Here is an 18,119-nt window from a genome sequence, read left to right as displayed (position 1 = left end):
TTCACCATCCGCATGCGTAATAAATAACTTTTGTACCAAATATGCATGGTATACTGCATCCTGTTGGTATATATTGAGCGAATCCGCAGGCAGGGCCGTTGAAGATATCCGCAACGTCTTCGACGGAACGACGGTCGATCGAGAGGCGTCGATCACTCGTCCGTCACGTCGATCCCGAAGTGGTCGAACGGTTGCACGCGCTCGTTTTTGACGAACCACTCGTCCGCGATCTCGCAGCCCAGGTCCTCGAGGTCGCTGGCGATAGCGGTCACCCCGTCGCTGTCCTCCGCGACGGCCTCGACGGCCAGGTTCTCCCGACCCGAGAGAACTTCGACGACCCGAACGACCCCGTCGATGTCGAACGCCTCGTCCGCGAACGTCCGGCGCTCCGAGATCGGGACGGTACAGACGAAAATAACGCGCAACTGGTAGCCCGCCCGTTCGTAGTCGATCTGTGGGTGATACCCCTCGATTACGCCGTGTTCCTCCAGGCGCTCGATCCGGTTCCGGACCGTGTTCGGTGCCACCCCGACCTCCTCGGCGATCGTCGCCGGGGAGTTGTCGCGGGCGTCCTCCTGGAGCAAGTGGAGGATCCCGCGATCCACGTCGTCGAGTTCGAAGGAACTCATCAGGCGGCCCTTTCGGACCCAATTCAAAAGAGGTTCGGTTGTCCCGCATCCGGCGAAACGGCCGCCGGCCCGCGGTCCGTCCTCTCTCGGTCACGAACCGTCGGTCGGCCGCGGTTCGACGTGGGGCTCCGGCAGCAACTCCTCGAGCGGTCGGTCGTCGAGCCACTCGAGCAGCGCGACGAGCTGGTCGGTCGCGGCCTCGAACAGCTCCGCGCCGATTTCGGGGGTCGCGTCGGTCTGGTCGCCGAAGACGCCGTTCGGGCTGTTCTCGACTGCGTCGTAGAACGTCGTCGCGCCGTGGACGTGCTCGGCGTCGTAGTCGAACGTCGCCCCGCCGTCGCGGGCGTCCTCGAGGCGGTCCTTCCGGACCAGTTCCTCGGCGATGTGCATGATCATCGCGGTTTCCTTGGGGCCGCCGTGGGGGCCGGGGGTCTCGAAGACCTCCTCGATCAGGTCGGGGATCGACTCGTCCCACATCCACTCGATGGCGTAGGCGGTCCCGTCCTCGTGGAGCCGGCGGCCGACCTCCCGCAGGTGGGAGACGTTGCCGCCGTGGGCGTTGACGTAGACGATCCGGTCGATCCCGTGGTACGTGAGGTTCCGCGAGAAGCTCTCGACGAAGTCCCGGAAGACCGGCGGCTCGACCCACATCGTCCCGTGGAACTGGCGGTGGTGGGAGCTCACTCCGATCGGGAGCGGCGGCGTACAGAGGAAGCCGGTGCGATCGGCTGCCTCCCGCGCGAGCGCCTCGGCGATCAGGTAGTCGGTTCCCTCCGGGAGATGGGGGCCGTGCTGTTCGGTCGAGCCCAGCGGGACGACCGCTAGCGACTCCTCGTCGATCCGCTCCGCGAGTTCGGGCCAGGTCCGGTGTGGCAGGTACATACCCTCATCTCCCGGCGAAGCCACAAAACGTTGTGCGACGGGGCGTTCGCTCGAGGCCCGCAGCCGTCGTCCGCTCCCTGATAGTAAACCTTAATAGTCGACTGCCGTCGAGTTATTATATGGCTGTCGTAAGCGTCTCGATGCCGGACGAACTCCTCGAACGGCTGGACCAGTTCGCCGAAGAACACGGCTACACCGGCCGCAGCGAAGTCGTCCGGGAGGCCTCCCGGAACCTGCTCGGCGAGTTCGAGGACACCCGACTCGAGGACCGCGAACTCATGGGGATCGTCACCGTCCTGTTCGACTACGAGACCACGAGCGTCGAGGAGCGGATGATGCACCTGCGACACGAACACGAGGACCTGGTGGCCTCGAACTTCCACAGCCACGTCGGCGACCACTACTGTATGGAACTGTTCGTCCTGGAGGGCGAACTCGAGGATATCTCGACGTTCGTCGGGAAGATCCGGGCGACCCAGGACGCGTTGACGGTCGACTATTCCGTGATCCCGGTCGACGACTTCGATCCGATCGCACAGGATCACTGATACGGAGCGTTGTAGCGTTTTAGCGGTGATCGCTCCGACGGGACGACGATTACTGGTGACGAACTACAACGGACCGTCCGATCCGTCCGGTCGACTCCGACCGCAACACCGACACCGACACCGACACCGACAATACGTGCCGCTGTGCGCGCAATTTTACCGTCCTCCCCTCGAAGCGGACGACATGAGCTACCGGAAGGTCAACTACGAGGACGTCGACCAGGTCTCGAGCGCGATGCACTTCCTGTCGGACCCGCTCGAGACCGAACAGGTCGGGGTCACCGTCGCTCGCTGTGACCCGGGCTGGAACAGCAAACCCCACGACCACACGGACAACGACCACGAGGAGGTGTACGTGCTCATCGAAGGCCGGGCGACGGTCGTCGTCGACGACGAACCGGTCGAGATGGAGACCGGCGACGCCCTCTGGATCCCGCCGGAGTCGACGCGCCAGATCCGCAACGGGGACGCAGAGAGCGCGTTCGTGCTCGTGAGCGCGCCGAGCATCGGGGACGAAGAGAGCGACGACGACGAGTGGTTACTCTCCGGGTTCGCCGGCTGAGACGAGCCACCGTAGGGAGGACAAAATCCGCGAGCGGGCGGGACCGTTTAGTGACTCGCCGTCGTCTACCCGGCCGGGTGAGGACCGATCTACTCGAAACATCACGCCGTCGTCTCCCTGGTCGTGTCCCTGGCGATCGTAACCGCGTTGCCGCCGGTGTCGCCGTTCGGCTACGCCGTTCCGACAGGTGCGCTCGTCGTCTACGGCACCGCAATCGGCGTCCTGATCGACCTCGACCACTTCCTCATTGCTCGTCTCAAAACGGGTAGCTGGGACGCCGTGCGGTTCTGTCTGTCCAATCCCGCCGCGGCGGTCGCGGACCAGAGTCGAATCTTCGACCGTGGCGACGTCGGCGTGCTCTCGCGGCTCCTGAGCCACCTCCTCCTGATCGGCCTGCTGGTCGCGCTGCTCGCGCTCGCCAGCGTCCCGCTCGCGGTGCTGACCGCCGCCGTCCTGTACGTCCACCTGCTCACCGACGTCGCCTGGGACGCCAGCCGACTGGATCGGCAGATCGACGCCTCCGCCGACGAGGAGGAACTGGTGCGGGCGCTGCGGTAACGGCGGTCGCTCCCTCGAACCCCAAGCCCCCGCCACTGATCCCATCCAATGGAGGCCGCGGCTATATTCCGCCGGCCGTGGTCGAGGACGTATGGAACCGCTCGACGACAGCATCGTCCCGGAGCACGCCCGCGAGATCAAGGAGGAAGCCGCGGAGTTCGCCCGCGAACACATCGAACCGAACGCACAGGAGTACTTCCAGTCGGGCGAGTACCCTCACGAGATCCTCGAGGCCGGGCAGGAGGCCGGCCTCGTCGCCCAGGACATCCCCGAGGAGTGGGGCGGCCGGGGGCTCGATCTCCCGCAGTTGCTCGCGGTCACCGAGGAGTTCTACCGGGCCGACGCGGGGATCGCGCTCACCCTCCAGCTGGCGAGTTTCGGCTGCGAGATCACCTACGAGTACGGCTCCGACGAACAGTGCGAGGAGTACATCAGGCCCGTCGCGGAGGGCGAGCAACTCTCCGGACTGGCCGTCTCGGAACCCGAGACGGGCAGCGACCTCGCGGGGATGGAAACGACGGCCGAGAGAGACGGCGACGAGTGGGTCATCGACGGGGAGAAGTACTGGATCGGCAACGGCGTCGAGGCCGACTGGATCACCCTCTACGCCCGCACCGGCGATAACGAGGAGAATCGGTACGGCAACCACTCGATGTTCATCGTCCCCACCGACGTCGAGGGCTACGAGGCTGAACACATCCCCGAGAAGATGGCGATGCGCGCCTCCAAACAGGCCCACATCGAGTTCGACGACTGTCGCATCCCCGAGGAGAACCTGATCGGCACCGAGGGGGCGGGCTTCTGGATGCTCGCGGAGTTCTTCAACCACGGCCGGGTGATCGTCGCCGGCCACGGTCTCGGCATCGCCGCGGCCGCCCTCGAGGAGGCCTGGGCGTTCACCCACGACCGCGAGGAGTTCGGCCGGACGATCAGCGAGTTCCAGTCGGTCCAGCACGGGCTGGCGGACATGCTCCTCGAGTTCGAGAGCGCGCGGGCGCTGACCTGGCGGGCCTGCGAGAAGGTCCAGAGCGGCGAGAACGCCGGCTACTGGGCCGCGATGGCGAAGACGAAGGCGACCGAGACGGCCGTCGACGTCACCGAGCAGGGGATGCAGTTCCACGGCGGCCGCTCGATCCTCGACGAACGACGGATCGCCCGGGCGTACCGGGACGCCCGAATCCCCGTCATCTACGAGGGGGCAAACGAGATCCAGCGGAACTTGATCTACGGACAGGCTCCCTGATCCCGTCTCCCTCGTCCAACGTCCGACGTCCGACGTCCGACGTCCGACGTCCGACCGGGCTCCCGGGCGTTCCTGGCCGAAAGAACGATCACTTTCGAGGGAAAGGCTTCGGGAAGATGCGATCCGTCCGCGGCGACACGGACGACAGCGATACCGACGGCACCGAGGAGCCCGCAACTCGGCCTCGCGTCCTCTGTGTCAGCAGCGACCGCTCCACGCGGGCCGCACTGACCCTCGCGCTGACGGACGATCCGGTAGACGTGACCGTCGCGGAGTCCGCCCGGAACGCCGCCGCGAGACTCGAGCGCGACTCCATCGACGGGATCGTTCTCGACGCGCGGACGCTGGCCGGCGCGAGGAAGGGGAACGCCGATTCCCGCGGGGGAGACCGTGCCGTGACCGACGCGTCGCTGCTCGAGGCCCTCGAGTCCGAGGCCCGAGAAGCCCCGACGATCGTTCACTGGGGCCTCGAGAGCGAGGACAAGTCGGAGCGGGATCCCGCGGCGCCGTCCACCGACGACCTCCGCCGGCTCGAGAGCCGTATCACGGTGTTGACCGAGAGCGATCGACCGTCGACCGACGACGCCGCGACCGTCGCGGCGCATCTCGCGCGGGCGGTGGTGGAACGGGTGTACGACGGCTCCTCCGAGCACGATGATTCCGACCGCGAAGAGGGGAGCGACGCGAGTCCGGACCGACCGAATCCGACGGCCGATCTCGAGTCGATCGTCGCCGCCGTCAGGCGGCGGCTGGTCGACGCCACCTCGCCGCTGTCCGTCGAGGCGAGCCTGCGCGAGGAGTTCACCGACAGCGACCGGTTCGCGTTCGCCTGGGTCGGCGAGTACGACCGGGGCGAAAGCGAGATCGTCCCCTGGATCACCGATTCGTCGGAACTCGAGTGGCCGCTACAGCGAACGTTCGGAGTCGGCGCGGAGGGAACCGTGCTTCACCGGGCCGTTCGGAGCCACGAACTGCAGGTTGCCGACCTCGAGGACCTCGAGCGCGATCCCGGCGCGGTCCCGTTCGGCGAGCAGGCCGCGGACCGGGGCGTCGAGGCGGTTGCCGCCGCACCGCTGGTCGCGACCGAGCGGCGTCCGGCGACCGAGGCGATCGGCGACCTGTACGGCGTCTTCGTCGTTTACGCCACCGACGGGCTCACGGACGCCGATCGGGACGCGATCCGGGAGGTCGCCCGCGTCGCCTCCCACGTCCTCGAGACGATCGCCGTTCGCGGACGACTCGACCAGCAGGAACGGGTCCTCGAACGGTACGAACGGCTCGTCGAAACCGCGGGCGACGGCATGTGCGTGCTCGACGATCACGGACACTTCATGACCGTCAACGAAGCGCTGACGGAGATGACTGGCTACAGCCGCGAAGGGCTGCTCGGGGAACACGTCTCGATCCTGTTCGGCGGCGACGACGTCGACGCCGGTGAAGCCACGGTACGATCGCTGCTCGCGTCCGACGAGAGCACCGACACCGTCGAACTGACCCTCGAGCGAAAGGACGGCCGGACGATCCCCTGTGAGGGACAGGTCGCGGTCCTCGGCGGCGGGGACGACCTCGAGGGGATCGTCGGCGTGGTCCGGGACATCACCGAGCGCAAGCGAAGCGAGCGCAAACTCCGCGAGCAGAACGAACGCCTCGACGCGTTCGCCCGGGTCGTCAGCCACGACCTCCGGAACCCGCTTAGCGTCTCCCAGGGGTATCTCGACCTCATCGAAGAGACCGGATCGCTCGAGCACGTCGAGCAGATCCGGGACGGCCTCGACCGCATGGAGGGGATCATCGACGACGTCCTCTCGATCGCCCGCGGCGGTGACTGGGCGGCCGAACCCGAACCCGTCACGCTCGAGGACGTCGCCGCGGAGGCGTGGGACCACGTCTCGACGCCGTCGGCGTCGTTCGTCGTCCACGAGTCGTCGGTCCGCCCGAACGGGGAGACGCCGTTCGAGGCCGACCGGGGACGGCTCCTGCGGCTGTTCGAGAACCTCTTCCGGAACAGCGTCGAACACGGCGGCAGCGACGTCACCGTCCGTACGGGACCGCTCGAGGCCGACGGCACCGTCACCGGCTTCTTCGTCGCCGACGATGGCTCCGGCCTGCCGGAGGAACTGCGCGAGCGCGAGAACGTGTTCGATCCCTCCGTATCGTCGTCCTCGGAGGGGCTGGGAATCGGTCTCTGGGTCGTCCGCGAGGTCGCGACCGGCCACGGCTGGGCCGTGACGGCGACCGAGAGCCGATCGGGCGGCGCGCGATTCGAGTTCCGGTTCGAGTTCGCAGCGGACCGAGCGGAGCGGGACTCGAGCTAGTGGCGGTCCAAGCCTGAACTGATGGGTCGAATCCGCTCGCGCGGGCCGATTCGACCCATCAGTCGACGGTTGGAACGGTACTCGATCCGCAGAGCAAGGACTGTCGAACGGCGAAAAACGCGTGCGAGCAGGGATGGGTGACGGTGGACGAGGGACGGGACTTCGTCGTCGCTCGACGACGGTCGGCTTCGGTCGGGTGGGCCGGTCAGTTCTCCGACTGCAGGTTCTGGAACGCGCCGACGAACTCGTCGTGGGAGGTCATCTGCGAGACCGCGTCGTCGACGCGGTCCTCGAGTTCGGCGACCCGGTCGCAAAGCTCCTGATACTCCTCGTTCTCCGCGAGTTTGCGGTCGGGTTTTTCGGACTCGAGGAGCGCCTTCTTCGAGACCAGCGCGTAGTACTCCTGGATCTCCGACTCGTAATCGGAGCGATCCGAGACGGTGTCGACCATCTCGAGGAGTTCGTCCTTGGAGACGGGCTTGACGAGGTAGTCGTCGAACCCCATCTCGATGATGTCGAAGTCCGGATCGACCGCCGTTACCATGACGACCCGGGCGTCGTACCCTTTCTCGCGGATCCGCTCGAGGACTTCGTCGCCGGAGAGGCCCGGCATGCGACGGTCCAGAAGGACGACCTCGACGGAGTCGGCCATCTTCTCGAGGGCCTCCTCGCCGTCGTAGGCTGTCTCGACGGACCAGTCGGTCTGGAGCCATGCGGCGAACAGGTCCGCAAGTCGGGTCTCGTCGTCAACGACGAGGACGTCCGGCTCGTCACCCATCGAATCCCCTTCCGTGCTCGTCATCGGTTACGGCCACGCGTCAGTCATGGTCCCTATGGGTCATAAATCTCGCGACCGTACAGGTCGATCAGCCGGATCGTTCAGCACGGTTTTATTATTCTGAATTATCGAACCGCCGCCCGGGAAGGCGACTCGGGCCGTCGTCTCTCGTTCGCTTACTTCCCTTCGAACTCCGGCTCACCGTCGCCCATGAAGGCCGTGATCCCCTCCATCAGGTCGTCGGTCGCCATCAGGTGCCCGAACGCGGAGGCCTCGTACTCGAGGCCGGCGTCGGTGTCGTCGCGGCCGGCGAGGAACGCGCGCTTGGTGTACTTCTGGGCGATCGGCGGCCCGCCCGCCAGGTCGGTCGCCAGCTCGAGCGCGCGGTCCGCGAGCTCGTCGTTGGCGACGACCTCGTTGACGAAGCCGTACTCAGCCATCGCCTCGGCCTCGTAGCGTTCGGCGGTGAGGATGATCTCTTTCGCGCGGCCCTCGCCGACGATGTGCTTGAGCCGCTGGGTGCCGCCCCAGCCCGGCAGCAGTCCGAGGTCGAGTTCGGGCTGGCCGAACTCGGAGCGTTCGCTGGCGACGCGCATGTCCGCACAGGTCGCAAGCTCCATGCCGCCGCCGAGACAGTAGCCGTCGATGCCCGCGACGACGGGCACGTCGGCGGCCTCGAGCTTGCCGAACGTCTCCTGGCCCTTCCGGGAGAGCTCCTGGGCCTCGATCGGGTCGGCACCGCTGCCGGCCATGCTCTGGACGTCCGCGCCCGCGGAGAAGGCCTTCTCGCCCTCGCCGGTGAGCAGGATGGCCCGCACCTCGTCGTCGTCCTCGAGGATGTCGATCGCCTCGGAGAGTTCGTCCAGCAACTCGCCGCTGATGGTGTTCATCCGGTGGGGCCGGTCGAGCACGACGTGGCCGACCATGTCGCCGGGGTACTCGAGACGGATCGTGTCGAAGTCGACGCCCTCCGCTTCGGCGTCGGTCTCGTAGAAGCCGCCCTCCTCGGCCCGCTCCGCGAGGAAATCAGCGGGCGCGTAGCGTTCGTGGCCGGTCTCCTCGTAGGCTTCCTCGAGCGTCTCGAGGAGTTCGTCGAGGCCGTACTCGTCGACCTGTTTGACGGGACCGTCGGGGAAGCCGGCACCCAGCTGGACGGCCTCGTCGATCGCTTCGGGCGGGGCGACGTCGTTGCCGATCAGCTTCGCGACCTCGTTGGCCATCGAGGCCAGCAGCCGCTTCTCGACGAGTTCCGACTGCTCGTCGGTCGGGATGTCGACGCCCTCTCCGTCCTCGTAGTCGTAGAAGCCCTTGCCCGTCTTCTTGCCGAGTTCCTCGTTTTCGACCTTCTCCTCGAGCAGCGGCGCGGGCTCGTAGGCGTCGCCGAGCACCTCGTGCATGTACTCGAGGACGTGGTAGCTGACGTCGTTGCCGACCTGGTCGCCGAGTTCGAAACTGCCCATCGGCAGTCCCATGCCGTACTTCGTGGTCGAGTCGACTTCGGCGATGGTCGCCTCGTCCTCGCTGACGAGCCAGGAGGCCTCGTTCATCAGGGGAACGAGGATGCGATTGACGATGAAGCCCGGCGAGTCCTTGTGGACGCGGACGGGCGTCTTGCCGAAGTCCTCCGCGAGGTCCTCGGTGAGCTCGAGGGTTTCCTCGGCGCTTTCGGCGCCGGAGATGACCTCGACGAGTTGCATCCGGACCGGCGGGTTGAAGAAGTGCATCCCGCAGAACTGCTCGGGCCGGTCCGTTACCTCGGCCAGTTCGGTGATCGAGAGGCTCGAGGTGTTCGTCGCGAAGACGGCGTGATCGGGCGCGTACTCCTCGACTTCGCCGTAGACGTCCTTCTTGATCTCCATCTTCTCCGGGACCGCCTCGATGATGACGTCGGCGTCGCCGACGGCCTCCTCCATGTCCACGAGCGGCGTCACGCGCTCTAAGGCGGCATCAGCTTCCTCCTCGGAGAGCTGGTCGTTCTCGGCGAGTTTTCCGAGCGACCACTCGATCTGGTCGTAGCCGTCCTGCACGAACTCCTCTTTGATGTCGCGCATGTTCACGTCGTAGCCTGCCATCGCGGCGACCTCCGCGATGCCGTGGCCCATGTTTCCTGCGCCGAGAACTGCGATGGTGTTGATATCTTCCAGCTCCATGGGCTAACATGCAATGGGTGGGCGTTTCAACGTTTCCCTATTTCGTAAAGGAAACTACAATTTAGTTTATATCTGGTTACAAAGGTCTTTATCGGTCGGTCGGTAACTATTGTCTATGGAATTCGGTCTCACCGAAGAGCAGCAACAGATCCGCGAGGAAGTCAGGCGGTTCGCCGAGAACGAAATCGTCCCCGTGGCCGGAGAGTACGACGAGGAGGAGAAGTACCCCCACGATGTCGTCGACAAGGCCGCCGAGATGGGGCTTACCGGTCCGTACATCCCGATGGAGTACGGCGGCGCCGGCTACTCGATCCTCGATACGTCGATCATCACCGAGGAACTGTTCTCGTACGACCCCGGCATCGCACTGTCGATCGTCTCCACGTCGTTCGGCTGTGAGGCGATCATGAACTTCGGCACCGAGGACCAGAAAGAGCGGTACCTCGAGCCCATCGCGAAAGGCGAGAAGATCTCGGGAGCGGCCATCTCCGAACCCGACACCGGCTCGGACGTGTCCTCGGTCTCGACCCGCGCCGAGAAGGACGGCGACGAGTGGGTGATCAACGGCAACAAGATGTGGATCACCAACGGGACGGTCGGCGACTTCTTCGTCGTCCTCTGTGAAACCAATCCCGACGCCGAGGGCCGGTACAACGGCTTCAGCCAGATCGTCGTCGAATCCGACCGCGACGGCTTCTCCGCGGAGAAGATCACCGGTAAACTGGGTATTCGTGCCTCGGACACCGCCGAACTCGTCTTCGACAACGTCCGCGTCCCCGAGGAGAACCTCATCGGCACCCGGGACGCTGCCTTCATGCAGCAGATGCAGTTCTTCGACGAGACCCGGACCGCCGTCGCCGCCCAGGGCGTCGGTATCGCCAAAGGCGCCACGCGTGCGGCCCTCGAGTACGCCCAGGACCGCGAGCAGTTCGGGCAGTCGATCTCGGAGTTCCAGGCCATCCAGCACAAGCTGGCCGAGATGGCGACCGACACCGAGGCCGCCCGCAACCTGACCTACAAGTCCGCCTGGAAGGTCGACCAGGGCGAAGACATCACCAAGCTCGCGTCGATGGCCAAGGAGTACGCCTCCCGCGTGGCCGTCGACGTCGCCGACGAAGCCGTTCAGATCCACGGCGGGGCCGGCTACGTCGACGACTTCCCCGTCGAGCGGTTCTACCGCGACGCCAAGATCACCCAGATCTACGAGGGAACCAGCGAGATCCAGAAGAACGTCATCGCCCGCGAGATGCTCGGCAAGGGCTTCTAACCCCGTAGCCGAGCTCGTCGGTCCCTCACATCGCGACGACTTCCGTCCCCCTTTTGACCGCGTCGACGAATACCGGTCCCTCCGCCTCGGAACTGCCTAATTACAGGATTCTCACATTTCCGCAGCGAGAGGATCGGTCCGATGACCTTCGATCTCTCGGCGCGGGCGTCTCCGAGGTGTCGGCGCTGCTACCGTTGCTATGACGGCGGGCTGTCTCGGCTCGGTCCGCGACCGATCGCGTTCCGACCCTCTCGTCGAGCGCGACGATGCGGTACCGTCACAGACGCTCCCCGACGGCGTCGCGCAGTTCCGCGGCACCGCGAACGAGGGGGTACTATCCGGAGGAGACGGTCCCCGACGCGGTCGAACGCGAGTGGCGGTTCGATCATCTCTTCGTCGCGGTCGAGAACCGAACCGGTGAAGCGGTCTGGCACGTCGATTTCGACGGCAACGTCTCGAGCACGCCCCCGGTCTACGACGGGGCGATATACGTCGCCGAACGCGCCCCAGCACCTCCGGAGCCGATGCCGAGGAGCAAGACGAGTCCGGGATCGACACCGACGGTGGCGGCCACAAGTTCGTCGCCGCAGACTAACCCTAGCGCCAGCCGCACTTCACTCGCGTTTCGGGACGACGGACTCGTTCGGGCTGTGAAAGAAGACAACGGGATCGATCGCTCGAGGGCCGACACGACCGTCTGGAGAAAACGACGACTGGCGCATGCGGTTTACGGTCCGTCAGTTCCGGTGCAACAGCCGCCGGACCGCGGTTGCGCCGGCACACCGGCACAGGGATCCGTATCAGTCGCCACCCGAACTCGGCGCCGCCGGATCAGGATCGGGGTTTGGATCCGGGTCCTGGCCGGTCGTCCCCTCGCTTTCATCGCTCGAGACGGCATCGAACAGCGGGCTCTGTTCACCGGGGACCAGGGTGTTGAGTACGAGCGCCGACAGCGCGGTCAGGATGACCGGCTCGCCGAAGAACGTTCGAGCCGCGCTCGGCAGGCCCGCGATGGCGTCGGGCGTGGTCGCGATGCCGAGTCCGAGGCCCAGCGAGACGGCCACGATGACCATGTTCCGCCGGTTCAGTTCCGTGTGGAGGACGATCAGCCGGACGCCGCTCGCTGCAACCATGCCAACCATCAAAAGCACCGCGCCGCCGAAGACCGCGCTCGGGATCGTCGTTACCACGGCACCGACCTTCGGACTCAGGCCGAGCACTGCGAGGATGACCCCGCTGATGCCGACGACGTGGCGGCTCATCACGCCGGTGAAGTTGACGATGCCGACGTTCTGGGAGAACGACGTGACCGGGAACGCGGCGAACAGCGAGCCCAGTGAGCTCATCAATCCGTCGGTGAACAGCCCGCCGCGGAACTCCCCGTCGGTCGGGTTCCGGCCCTCGGCGGCCGTGATCCCGGACATGTCGCCGACGGTCTCCATCGCGGAGACGAGAAACAGGAAGGCGAAAACGAGGATCGCGATCGGTTCGAACTCGAGGCCGAAGTGAGTCGGAGACGGGACGGCGACCCAGTCGGCCTCCCCGATCGGCGAGAAGTCGACGAGGCCGGCGGCGACCGCGGCGGCGTAGCCGACCGCGATCGCGACGAGGATGCTCAGCAGTCGCGTGACTCCGCTCGTGAACATGTTGAGCCCGACCGCGATGGCCAGTACGAGTGCCGCGAGCCCGATGTGCTGGACGGCGCCGAACTCGCCCGCCTCCTGTGCGGCGGCCCCGCCGGCAGCGTAGTCCATGCCGACCGGGATCAGGTAGAGGCCGATGATGACGACGACCAGGCCCGTGACCAGCGGCGGGAAGAACGGTTCGATCCGTTTGAACTGCCAGCCGATGAGCCCCTCGACGGCGAAGCCGGTGACCAGTATCGCGCCGAAGACGGCGGCCATCCCGAAGTCTGCGCCGATCGTCGTCGCCGCGCCGACGAAGGTGAAACTGGTTCCCATCACGATCGGTAGTTTCGCGCCGACAGGTCCGACGGTGTAGGCCTGGACGATCGTCGCCAGGCCGGAGAACAGCAACACCATCTGGACGATGTAGGCCGTGTCCGCAGCGCCGAGCCCGACGCCGCCGCCGACGATGTAGGCGACCGCGGTCGCGGGCACGATCATCACTGCGACGTGCTGGAGCCCAAGCAGGATCGACTTCGGCCACGGCGGCTGTTCGTCGAGTTCGTACTCGAGTTGAATGCCATCCCCGGGTTCGTTCGCCATCTATGGAAGCCACGTTACGAACGAGGGGGTAAAAAATTTCGTATACGAGCTTAGATACTCGCTTCATTCGCCCCGATGTATACAGATATGTGCATACAAATCGGCGGACCCACTCGCTCGAGTCGAGTCAGGCAGTGCCGTCCGGAAGGGTGTGACCGCCGCGGATGCGAGTCCCGCGGCTACCGGTCGACCCGACGGAAAACTCGAGGGCGGTCGACGAGCGGCCGGTTCGCCCCGATCAGTGAACCGTCACTTCGCCGTCTTCGACCGTGATGTCGATGAGACTCGTCGCCTCGAACTCCGTCTCGTCGAGCGCGGAGGGGCCGACCTTCCGCATGACGACGACGATGTCACGGATCTCCGCGCCGATGTCGTCGAGCGCGGTACAGATCGACGCCAGGGTGCCGCCCGTCGAGAGCATGTCGTCGATGATCACGACGCTGTCGCCGGGTTCGACGTCGTTGATGTACATCTCCGACTCGGAGTAGCCCGTCTCCTGGTGGAGCGAGACCTCGCCCTCGAGTCCGTACTCCCGTTTGCGGATCACGACCAGGGGGATGTCCGTCTGTAGCGAGACCGCGGTCGCGAGGTGGATCCCCATCGCCTCGGGCGCGACGATCTTGTCGACGTCCAGGTCGGCGGTTCGCATGACCTCGACGACGACCTCGCGCAACAGCGCGGGATCGAGCATCGGAACGCCGTTGCTGATCGGGTGTACGAGGTACTCGTAGCCGTCCTTGTCGATGATCGGCGCGTCGTCGAGGGACGCGAGGAGTCGATCCATGGCGTCGGTTGGACCAATCACGGCAAAAACGGTTCGTTCTCGCTCGGGAACCGGTCTCGACTCGAGGAAACCGCCGTTCATCGAACTGTCGGTCGAATCCGGTCGATCGCATTCGAGTGACCGGCCCGGATCCCGTTCGTTCGACGGGATTCCCTCAGCCGCTGTGATCCGTGTCGGTATCTCCGTCGTCGGAATCGGAATCGGTGTCGGAGTCGGAGTCGGTGTCGGAATCGGTGTCGGAGTCGGTGTCGGAATCGGTGTCGGTGTCGGAGTCGGCATCCGAATCAGTATCGGTCCCGTCGCCATCGTCACCGAGGCTTGCGTCAGTACCCACCTCCGGATGCGTCCCGTCACCGACCGGATCGTCGATCGAACGATCGTCCCGCTGCTTTCGTTCCGTGCGACCGGCGAACGGATCGGCAGGTTCCGATGCGACGTCCCTGGAGCCGCGGCTCGATGGGCCACGTCGCCCCCTTTTACCGACGTACAGCCCGATGGGCGGCAGGACGTAGCTACCGATCGCGAGCACCGTGAACAGCGGGTCGACGAAGATCAACAGCCCGAAGATAGTCAGGGCTGCCATCGTGGCGGTGTGGATCGTCGTCTCCGTATATTCCCGGTAGAAGGTCCAAAAATCCCGGAGACGTGATCCCGCGGCCGCCGTCTGTACCGGAACAGTCATCGATACTGCTACGGTGCCCATCGGGAAGTCATTTGTCGCGTGAGCCCCTTCACGTAGGTAATGAGAGAGTTCGTCTTCGCCCTCGAGTACGAACCGGGCACGAACCCGGTCGCCGACGTGCTCGCAGACCACCCCGAGACGTCGATCCGATCGCTGTCGTGTCACGCCAGCGCCGACAGCCTCTGGCGCGTCGACCACGCCGAGGGGACGGCGGAAGGGCTCGAGGCCCTCGAGCGCGCGTACGGGAACGACGACTACTTCGCCGACTGTCTGGTCAACGACGGCTGCGGAACTAGCTGCGACGTGCAGGTACTGGACCGCTCGAGCGACGAACTCGTCGTCTACACTTACTGGGAGCGGACCGACGTCTGTACGTCGGTGCCCCACGTCGCCCTCGAGCACCTGGGCGATGGGCTGCTGTTCGAGACCTACCGCGAGGGCCGACGGTATCGCTGGCGGATCGTCCTCGACGACACCGCGCCGGTCCACGCGTTCTTCGACGCGCTGGGCGACGAGGTCGGCGGCTGTACCGGGATCGAGATGCTACGACTGACCGAACTCGACCCCGAGCGGACCCCCCTCGATCCCGACGCCGATCGATCGCTCCCCGACGAACAGCGCGAGGCGCTGCGGGCGGCCGTCGAACACGGCTACTACGAGACGCCGCGCCGGATCGACCTCTCGGAGCTCGCCGACCGACTCGAGATCCCGCGATCGACGCTGTCCTACCGGCTTCGCCGGGCCGAGGCCGAACTCGCGACGGCGTTCGCCGCGGCCGACGCCGAGACCGACGATGCGCTCGAGGAACTCGCGACCCGACTGTAGCGGCCGTCTCGTCCCGCGCCGACCCACGAGTTGGCGCACGCCAAATAACCTGTTTATCCGTTCCGTGACTACAACCACGTGATGACCGAGTCGTCTTCCACCTCGACCCCATCCGGTTCCGCGCCCGACTCGAGCGCGACGCGTCGTCTCGAGTTGCGCGTCCCGGAGATGGACTGCCCGTCCTGTGCGGGCAAGGTGACGAACAGCGTCGAGACCCTCCAGGGGATCGACGGGATCGATCCGCGGGTGACAAGCGGCCGGCTGATCGTCGACTACGACCCGACCGTCACGGGCCCCGACGAGATCCGCGAGCGCGTCCGGGCCGCCGGCTACACCATCGAGGACGAGGACGCCGAACTCGCCCTGTCGGTCCCCGAGATGGACTGTCCCTCCTGTGCGGGGAAAGTCGAGAACGCGCTCGAGGGCGTCGACGGCGTCGACCGGATCGAGACGCGGCCGGCCTCGGGGCGCGTGACCGTGACTGTCGACGAGGGGACCGCGCCGGACGAGATCGTCGAGGCCGTCGAAGGCGCGGGGTACGACGCGACCCCGCTGTCGGATGGCGCGGATCCGCTCTCGGAGGAACGCGCCGTCTGGCGGAGCCGACGCGCCGTCGGCACCGGGATCGCGGCCGTCCTCGTAGCCGCGGGAATGGCCCTCGAGTTCGTCCTCCCCGGACTCGACCCCGCAGTGGGGGCGGTGGCCGGCCGGACCTACGAACTCTCGCACTTGCTTTTCATCCTCGCGGCGGCGGTCGGCGGCGCGCCGATTCTGCGCAACGGCTACTACTCGGCGCGCAACCGGAGCCTCGACATCGACTTCCTGATGAGCGTCGGCATCGTCGCCTCGGTCGCGGCCCACCACCCCTTCGAGGGCGCGATGCTGGCCGTGCTGTTCTCGATCGCCGAGTTGCTCGAGCAGTTCTCGATGGATCGGGCCCGAGACTCGCTGCGGGAACTGATGGACCTCTCGCCCGACGTCGCGACCGTCAAGACCGAGGACGGCGAGGAGACGGTCCCGGCGGACGACCTCGCGGTCGGCGACGTGGTCGTCGTTCGTCCCGGCGAGAAGATCCCCGCGGACGGCGTCGTCCGCGAGGGCGAGAGCGCGGTCGACCAGTCGCCGATCACCGGCGAGAGCGTCCCCGAGGACAAGTCCACGGGCGACGAGGTCTACGCCGGGACGATCGCCGAGTCGGGCTACCTCGAGGTCGAGGTCGAACGCGCCGCCGCTGATTCGACGCTCTCGCGGATCGTCCGGATGGTCGAGGACGCCGAGCGCGAGAAGACCGAGCGCGAGCAGTTCGTCGACCGGTTCGCGAGCGTCTACACGCCGATCGTCGTCGTTCTCGCGCTCGCGGTGGCGGCGCTCCCGCCGCTGCTGGTCGGGGCGTCCTGGAACACCTGGTTCCTGCGGGGGCTGACGCTGCTCGTCATCGCCTGTCCCTGCGCGTTCGTCATCTCGACGCCGGTCAGCGTCGTCTCGGGCGTCACGAGCGCCGCCCGTAACGGCGTCCTCATCAAGGGCGGCCGTCACCTCGAGGCGGTCGACGAGAGCGACGTTCTCGCGGTGGACAAGACGGGAACGCTGACGGAGGGCGACCTCTCGGTGACCGACGTGATCCCGCTCGAGGGGGCCGACGAGGAGGACGTGCTCCGCCGGGCGAGCGCGGCCGAGCGCCGCAGCGAACACCCGATCGCCCGGTCGATCGTCGGCTACGCCGAGGAGCAGGGGCTCGATCCGGACGACCCCGAGGTCGCGGAGTTCGAGGCGCTGACCGGCAAGGGCGTGCGGGCCGAGATCGACGGCGAAACGCTCTACGTCGGCAAGCCGGACCTGTTCGAGGGGCTCGCCGACCTCGAGCACGTCCACGCGACGACCGACGGCGGGGTCGACCTCGCGTCGATGGGGTACGACAGCGACTCGCAGTGTGAACGCCCGGGCTGTCTCGACGTGCTCACCGACCTCGTCCCCGAACTCGAGTCCGAGGGGAAGACCGTCGTGATCGTCGGCACCGAGGACGGACCCGTCGGCGTGATCGCGGTCGCGGACCGGGTCCGTCCGGAAGCCGAGTGGGCGGTCTCGCGGCTCCAGGAGCAGGGGGTCCGCGTCGTGATGCTCACCGGTGACAACGAGGGGACGGCCCGTGCGATCGCCGAGCAGGTGGGGATCGACGAGTACCACGCGGAACTGCTACCCGACGAGAAACTCGAGTGGATCGACCGGCTGGAAGGCGAGAGCGGGAGCGTGGATGCGAACGGGAGTGCGGACGGGGGAGGCGTCGCCATGGTCGGCGACGGCATCAACGACGCGCCCGCGCTGGCGACCGCCTCCGTCGGCATCGCGATGGGGGCCGCGGGCACCGACACCGCCCTCGAGACGGCCGACGTCGCGCTGATGAGCGACGACCTCACCCGCCTGCCGTACCTCTATGAACTCTCCGGGAAGGCAAACGGCGTCATCCGGCAGAACATCTGGGCGAGCCTCGCCGTGAAGGCGGTCCTCGCGGCCGGTGCACCCTTCGGCATCGTGACGGTGATCCACGCCGTCGTCATCGGCGACATGGGGATGAGCCTCGGCGTGACGAGCAACGCGATGCGACTCGCCGGCGTCGAACCGGAGACGCCGACCGACCTCGAGGGCGACGACGCGCGGTAGTCGGCGTCGG

At 66.5% G+C, this 18,119-nt stretch carries 15 protein-coding genes; 8 read left to right on the top strand and 7 right to left on the bottom strand.

Features of this window, described 5'->3' with window-relative positions:
* Positions 1–152: 152 nt before the first annotated feature.
* Together BM113_RS10705 and BM113_RS10700 are read right to left on the bottom strand one after the other, a co-directional pair.
* Complete coding sequence (locus tag BM113_RS10705) at positions 153–629, bottom strand: Lrp/AsnC family transcriptional regulator (protein ID WP_089787834.1); 477 nt, start codon at positions 627–629, stop codon at positions 153–155.
* A 90-nt stretch (positions 630–719) separates the two neighbouring features.
* On the bottom strand, positions 720–1,511 hold the full coding sequence (locus BM113_RS10700; RefSeq protein WP_089787832.1) for a creatininase family protein: 792 nt from the start codon (positions 1,509–1,511) through the stop codon (positions 720–722).
* A 119-nt stretch (positions 1,512–1,630) separates the two neighbouring features.
* On the opposite strand from BM113_RS10700, the gene nikR reads away from it, so the two are divergent.
* The 5 genes from nikR (at position 1,631) to BM113_RS10675 (ending at position 6,737) form a co-directional block, all read left to right on the top strand.
* Positions 1,631–2,059, top strand: coding sequence for a nickel-responsive transcriptional regulator NikR (gene nikR, locus BM113_RS10695; protein ID WP_007140646.1), 429 nt, complete (start codon positions 1,631–1,633; stop codon positions 2,057–2,059).
* Positions 2,060–2,243: 184 nt separating this feature from the next.
* Positions 2,244–2,621 carry a cupin domain-containing protein gene (locus BM113_RS10690; RefSeq protein ID WP_089787830.1) on the top strand — a complete coding sequence of 126 codons (378 nt, stop codon included), beginning with the start codon at positions 2,244–2,246 and terminating at the stop codon, positions 2,619–2,621.
* A 123-nt stretch (positions 2,622–2,744) separates the two neighbouring features.
* Complete coding sequence (locus tag BM113_RS10685; RefSeq protein ID WP_089787827.1) at positions 2,745–3,179, top strand: hypothetical protein; 435 nt, start codon at positions 2,745–2,747, stop codon at positions 3,177–3,179.
* Between the two features lie 91 nt (positions 3,180–3,270).
* The gene (locus tag BM113_RS10680; RefSeq protein WP_089787825.1) at positions 3,271–4,422 is read left to right on the top strand and encodes an acyl-CoA dehydrogenase family protein; all 1,152 of its coding nucleotides are present in this window, start codon (positions 3,271–3,273) and stop codon (positions 4,420–4,422) included.
* Between the two features lie 116 nt (positions 4,423–4,538).
* Positions 4,539–6,737, top strand: coding sequence for a two-component system sensor histidine kinase NtrB (locus BM113_RS10675; RefSeq protein WP_089787823.1), 2,199 nt, complete (start codon positions 4,539–4,541; stop codon positions 6,735–6,737).
* 205 nt (positions 6,738–6,942) lie between these two features.
* Here BM113_RS10675 and BM113_RS10670 read toward each other — a convergent pair whose 3' ends face one another.
* Together BM113_RS10670 and BM113_RS10665 are read right to left on the bottom strand one after the other, a co-directional pair.
* Entirely contained in the window at positions 6,943–7,515 is a 573-nt protein-coding gene (locus BM113_RS10670; protein ID WP_007140653.1) for a HalX domain-containing protein, read from the bottom strand.
* 176 nt (positions 7,516–7,691) lie between these two features.
* Positions 7,692–9,665, bottom strand: coding sequence for a 3-hydroxyacyl-CoA dehydrogenase/enoyl-CoA hydratase family protein (locus tag BM113_RS10665; protein WP_089787821.1), 1,974 nt, complete (start codon positions 9,663–9,665; stop codon positions 7,692–7,694).
* A 115-nt stretch (positions 9,666–9,780) separates the two neighbouring features.
* On the opposite strand from BM113_RS10665, the gene BM113_RS10660 reads away from it, so the two are divergent.
* The gene (locus tag BM113_RS10660) at positions 9,781–10,932 is read left to right on the top strand and encodes an acyl-CoA dehydrogenase family protein (RefSeq protein WP_089787818.1); all 1,152 of its coding nucleotides are present in this window, start codon (positions 9,781–9,783) and stop codon (positions 10,930–10,932) included.
* 800 nt (positions 10,933–11,732) lie between these two features.
* Here BM113_RS10660 and BM113_RS10650 read toward each other — a convergent pair.
* From BM113_RS10650 to BM113_RS22300, 3 genes are all read right to left on the bottom strand, one after another.
* Positions 11,733–13,160 carry a uracil-xanthine permease family protein gene (locus tag BM113_RS10650; protein ID WP_089787816.1) on the bottom strand — a complete coding sequence of 476 codons (1,428 nt, stop codon included), beginning with the start codon at positions 13,158–13,160 and terminating at the stop codon, positions 11,733–11,735.
* A gap of 238 nt (positions 13,161–13,398) precedes the next feature.
* A complete protein-coding gene (gene hpt / locus BM113_RS10645; RefSeq protein WP_089787813.1) occupies positions 13,399–13,944 on the bottom strand; it encodes a hypoxanthine/guanine phosphoribosyltransferase in 546 nt (181 codons plus the stop codon).
* Positions 13,945–14,098: 154 nt separating this feature from the next.
* Positions 14,099–14,527: a hypothetical protein gene (locus BM113_RS22300; RefSeq protein WP_089787888.1), complete on the bottom strand. Its 429-nt coding sequence runs from the start codon at positions 14,525–14,527 to the stop codon at positions 14,099–14,101.
* A gap of 159 nt (positions 14,528–14,686) precedes the next feature.
* On the opposite strand from BM113_RS22300, the gene BM113_RS10635 reads away from it, so the two are divergent.
* Both BM113_RS10635 and BM113_RS10630 read left to right on the top strand, forming a co-directional pair.
* Positions 14,687–15,451 carry a helix-turn-helix domain-containing protein gene (locus tag BM113_RS10635; protein ID WP_089787811.1) on the top strand — a complete coding sequence of 255 codons (765 nt, stop codon included), beginning with the start codon at positions 14,687–14,689 and terminating at the stop codon, positions 15,449–15,451.
* Positions 15,452–15,532: 81 nt separating this feature from the next.
* Positions 15,533–18,109: a heavy metal translocating P-type ATPase gene (locus BM113_RS10630; RefSeq protein WP_089787809.1), complete on the top strand. Its 2,577-nt coding sequence runs from the start codon at positions 15,533–15,535 to the stop codon at positions 18,107–18,109.
* Positions 18,110–18,119 lie beyond the last annotated feature (10 nt).

Source organism: Natronobacterium haloterrestre (assembly GCF_900112205.1).
GTDB lineage: Archaea > Halobacteriota > Halobacteria > Halobacteriales > Natrialbaceae > Natronobacterium > Natronobacterium haloterrestre.
This window is presented reverse-complemented; position numbering and strand designations above follow the sequence as displayed.